Annotated in this window: 2 protein-coding genes; one reads left to right on the top strand and one right to left on the bottom strand. The window is 47.8% G+C overall.

What is annotated here, in order from left to right; genetic code table 11:
• Window positions 1–9 precede the first annotated feature (9 nt).
• Window positions 10–210, bottom strand: a complete 201-nt coding sequence (locus tag HMPREF2604_RS13945; protein ID WP_141746442.1) for a hypothetical protein — start codon at window positions 208–210, stop codon at window positions 10–12.
• 165 nt (window positions 211–375) lie between these two features.
• Here HMPREF2604_RS13945 and HMPREF2604_RS14215 point away from each other — a divergent pair.
• The coding region (locus HMPREF2604_RS14215; RefSeq protein ID WP_210384673.1) for a hypothetical protein at window positions 376–581 on the top strand (206 nt) is incomplete at its 3' end.

Raw genomic sequence — 581 nt, 5'->3', positions numbered from 1 at the left:
GAAGCGGAACTAAACCCAGGACGCTTCAACACGGATACCGGCGTATCCTATTCCAAGCAACACGGGGAAAAAGATGATGCTTAATACTACTGATTGCCAATTTCCCCATTGCCAACCCACATTTGTCCGAGCTTGAGAAACCCCAATTCTCTTGCGCTGAAAAATGATATAAAGCACTGAAGGAACGAGAAACAAAAGGAATTCAAACATCTTCTCCGTACCCTAATCCCGGACCGGGTTGGCTACTTAGCCAGAAAGCTCGGTGCCCAGTTTACAATTCTGTATGAGGACGAGACGCCCAAGCATTGGTGGGGTAGATCATACTTCCGTGGCCCTTTCGCAGTAGTTAGGAATTAGGCAGCTACCCGGGTGGGTATGAGCCTTGTTTATCAGAGTTTTCAAGTGAACATGGTTGGGCCCAATTGGGGTCTATTGCCGCTATGGGCTAGTGTGCGCGTGTCCAGACCTGGAAGTGCAGACCTGCCGCGTGTGAAAAACAAAAAAGAGACCGTTAAAGCGGTTGTGTTGTGCTTTAACGGTCTCTTCGTTGTTTGTATTGAGTTGTTGTTTGTTGTTTGGTG

The organism is Corynebacterium sp. HMSC055A01 (genome assembly GCF_001809405.1).
Classification (GTDB): Bacteria; Actinomycetota; Actinomycetes; order Mycobacteriales; family Mycobacteriaceae; genus Corynebacterium; species Corynebacterium hesseae.
The sequence above is the reverse complement of the archived record's forward strand: the minus strand, read 5'-3'. Positions and strand labels throughout refer to the sequence as shown.